This window comes from Pedobacter sp. 01N416 (assembly GCF_056399685.1).
Window position 1 is genome coordinate 1 of sequence record NZ_JBFTRT010000759.1, and the last position, 3424, is coordinate 3424.

Here is a 3424-nt window from a genome sequence, read left to right on the forward strand (position 1 = left end):
GTTTCATCTTCTGGCTCTTCTACAACTTCAGCGATCTGAATAACGGGTTGTACTGGCTCAGGAGTTGGTTCGTAAGCAGGGATTTCGGCAAGAGGCTGAGCATTTAGATTGATGGGAGAGGCAGTTGCACGGTTTTCTTCCAGTTTTTGCTGACGGAGCATTTCCTTATACTCATCCAATTGCTGGTTCGCAGCCTGATGTAATTTACGCGCCTGTACTTTTGGAATAAATTCGGTTACGATGTTTTCGCCATGTTGTGGTACACAGATAAATTTAGAACCAAAAAACTCTTCCTTAAACGAAACCTCTTTAATGCTTTTCCATGAAATATCTTTAAAGTTCATGGTTAAGCCTAAATTACCTGGCTCGCAATAAAAAATACGCTTGTTCGAAATTGCAATACTATCTGGTAACAAGTTTACCGCTGGTTTTTTCTGTACAGCTAAATATAAAAGTTCTTCGCCCGTAGTTAAAAGGTCGTTTAATTTTCCAATAACTTTTTCAACCGCTTTTGGGTCTTGTTCGTCACTCAGAAATCTATCTATGCTAATCATAATATTTTTAAATTGTTGTGTTGGTTCCGTTTTTGATGCTATTCTTCTGCATCTTCATATTTGTTTTTGCTTTTAATATTGGGTTTCCCCGCTATGCAAATTACAAATTCTCCTTTTAAAGTATTGTTTTCAAAATGTGATTTTATTTCCACTAAAGTTCCACGAACAGTTTCTTCGAACATCTTGGTGAGTTCTCTACTTACCGAAGCTTGCCTATCGGCACCCAAATACTGTGCAAATTCCTCTAAAGTTTTTAATAAACGGTGTGGGCTTTCATAAAGTATAATGGTGCGGTCTTCTTCTGCCAATTTTTTGAACTTTGTTTGTCTGCCTTTTTTAACCGGCAAAAAACCTTCAAAACAAAATGCATCTGCAGGTAGGCCTGAGTTAACCAAAGCGGGCACAAAAGCTGTTGCGCCAGGTAAACACTCTACTGCAATGTCATTTTTAATGGCCTCGCGAACCAGGAAAAAACCCGGATCGGAAATGGCAGGCGTTCCGGCATCTGATATTAAGGCAATTTTCTGCCCTTCATTTAAAAACTTAATAATTTCTGAAGTGGCCTTATGTTCATTATGCTGGTGGTGAGAAAAGACCCTTTTATCGATGCCAAAGTGTTTAAGCATCGGGGCACTCGTGCGGGTATCTTCCGCCAGGATTAAATCACATTCTTTTAATATACGGATTGCCCTAAAGGTCATATCCTCCAAATTGCCTATGGGCGTTGGTACGAGAAATAGTTTGCCATCCATATTTCAGTTTGCAGTTTACAGTTAACGGTTTACAGTTTTTTCCAAACTCCTTACCCCAAACTCCAAACTCTTGCTATCTTTGCTTAAAAAATTAAATAATGCTGCAAGTTAACTATATCCGCGAAAATAGAGAGAAAGTTTTAGAACGTTTAAGTATCCGTAATTTTAAACAACCAGAACTGGTAGATGAAATCATTAAAATTGATGAAGACCGCCGTTCTACACAAGTCTCACTAGATAACGAACTTGCATTTGTAAATTCTACTTCAAAACAAGTTGGTGAATTATTTAGACAAGGTAAAAGTGAGGAAGCAGCAGCATTATCAGCTGTAGCAACTGAAAAAAAAGAAAATATTAAGGCGCTAACTGAAAAGTTAAATGAGCTGGAAGCTGCCCAGCATTGCAAAGTTACAACGTGCTTTGATTAATTTCTTTTTAGATCATGCTACTGAAGCCGGTTATAAAGAAATGCAGGTACCTCATTTGGTTAATGCGGCCTCGGGTTTTGGTACGGGACAGTTGCCGGATAAAGAAGGACAGATGTATCATTCAACTGTTGATGATTTATATTTAATTCCAACAGCCGAAGTTCCGGTAACCAATTTATACCGTGATGTAATTGTTAAGGAAGAAGATCTTCCAATTAAAAATACCGCTTATACGCCTTGTTTCCGTAGAGAAGCGGGCTCATATGGTGCACATGTACGTGGTTTAAACCGTTTACATCAGTTTGATAAGGTTGAAGTAGTTCAGATTACACATCCTGATAAATCTTACGAAACCTTAGAAGATATGAGCCAATATGTTCAGTCTTTATTAAAGGAGCTGGGATTACATTACCGCGTATTGCGTTTATGCGGTGGCGATATGGGCTTTACTTCTGCCATGACTTATGATATGGAGGTTTGGAGTGCCGCCCAGGAGCGCTGGTTAGAAGTTTCTTCTGTATCAAATTTCGAAACTTATCAAAGTAACCGTTTAAAATTACGCTTTAAAGGAAAAGAAGGAAAGGCACAACTGGCTCACTCATTAAACGGAAGCGCATTGGCTTTACCACGTATTGTGGCATCTATTTTAGAAAACTACCAAACCGAAAACGGAATTAAAATTCCGGAGGCTTTAGTGAAATATACCGGTTTTGATATTATTGATTAGTCAGGGAAACTAATGAAGTTTCAATGGGCTTGTGCGCAGTGAACTTCGTTAGTTTTGCTTAGGCCGCCGCGGAGACTTGCGAAGTTCTCTTTCGCGCAAGACTGAGTAAACTTCACAAGACGAGCATAAAAAAAGCTTTGCAGTAATGCAAAGCTTTTTGTTTTTATATAGATAGATGTAATGCTGTATTGATTATAAAATCAAGATCAACAATAAAATGATGATAATGATTGCACCAACTGAAAGATAAACACCTCCAGAAACTGCGCGGGCCTGACCTTTTAATTCTCTTAACTCGCTACGTAAAGCTTTACGTTCTGCTCTTGTTAAGTTCGATTTATCCATGTCTCTGATCTCTTCAACACGGGTTTTAATTCTTTCCAGTTTCACTGCTTGTTCTGCAGTTAATTCTGTTGGGTTTTTCGCAGGTTTATCAGCTGCCTGAGCTGAATTAAAACTAATGCCTAGAGAGAAAACCAAGGCTAACGTGTAGATGAATTTTTTCATAATATCTAATTTTTTAGTGTTCGACCTCTACGTAACAAAAAACCTACCAAAATGTTCTGGTAGGTTTTAAAAAGCATTGATTTAACGGTTAAAAGTCTTATTTGATCTCGAAAATGGCGTTTACTGTGAAATTCAGCTTAATTTTTTTAAAATCAATTTCAGGAGCGCCAGCGGCATCAGCCATTTCAGCTTTCATCGCGTAATTTCTATAAACAGGTTGTATTACATTGTCTCCACCATCTTGTATCTCAATTACACCACCTAATTTATCGCCTAAAGCCTCAACCATATAAGCTGCTTTCTCTTTTGCTGCCAATAAAGCTTTAATTTTAAGCTCTTTTTTTAAGGTTTCAATTTTAGAATAATCGTAGCTTTCAATATTCGTATTGGCGATTCCTTTGGCATCTATCGACTCTAATATTGCATTAAACTTGTTCAGATCGCTAACTTTTAAGC

Annotated in this window: 4 protein-coding genes and 1 pseudogene; 1 reads left to right on the forward strand and 4 read right to left on the reverse strand. The window is 37.8% G+C overall.

What is annotated here, in order from left to right; translation table 11 throughout:
* Positions 1-554 (reverse strand): PH domain-containing protein (locus tag AC1DND_RS26790; protein WP_477585763.1); only part of this gene is annotated, 554 nt, incomplete at its 3' end.
* Positions 555-592: 38 nt separating this feature from the next.
* On the reverse strand, positions 593-1306 hold the full coding sequence (gene rsmI / locus AC1DND_RS26795) for a 16S rRNA (cytidine(1402)-2'-O)-methyltransferase (protein WP_029277358.1): 714 nt from the start codon (positions 1304-1306) through the stop codon (positions 593-595).
* Positions 1307-1404: 98 nt separating this feature from the next.
* Between rsmI and serS the strand changes: the two are divergent.
* A pseudogene (serS, locus tag AC1DND_RS26800) lies at positions 1405-2461 on the forward strand (serine--tRNA ligase).
* 192 nt (positions 2462-2653) lie between these two features.
* Here serS and AC1DND_RS26805 read toward each other — a convergent pair.
* On the reverse strand, positions 2654-2968 hold the full coding sequence (locus AC1DND_RS26805; protein WP_029277363.1) for a seryl-tRNA synthetase: 315 nt from the start codon (positions 2966-2968) through the stop codon (positions 2654-2656).
* A gap of 97 nt (positions 2969-3065) precedes the next feature.
* Positions 3066-3424: SIMPL domain-containing protein (locus AC1DND_RS26810; RefSeq protein ID WP_477585766.1), on the reverse strand; the 359-nt coding region annotated here is incomplete at its 5' end.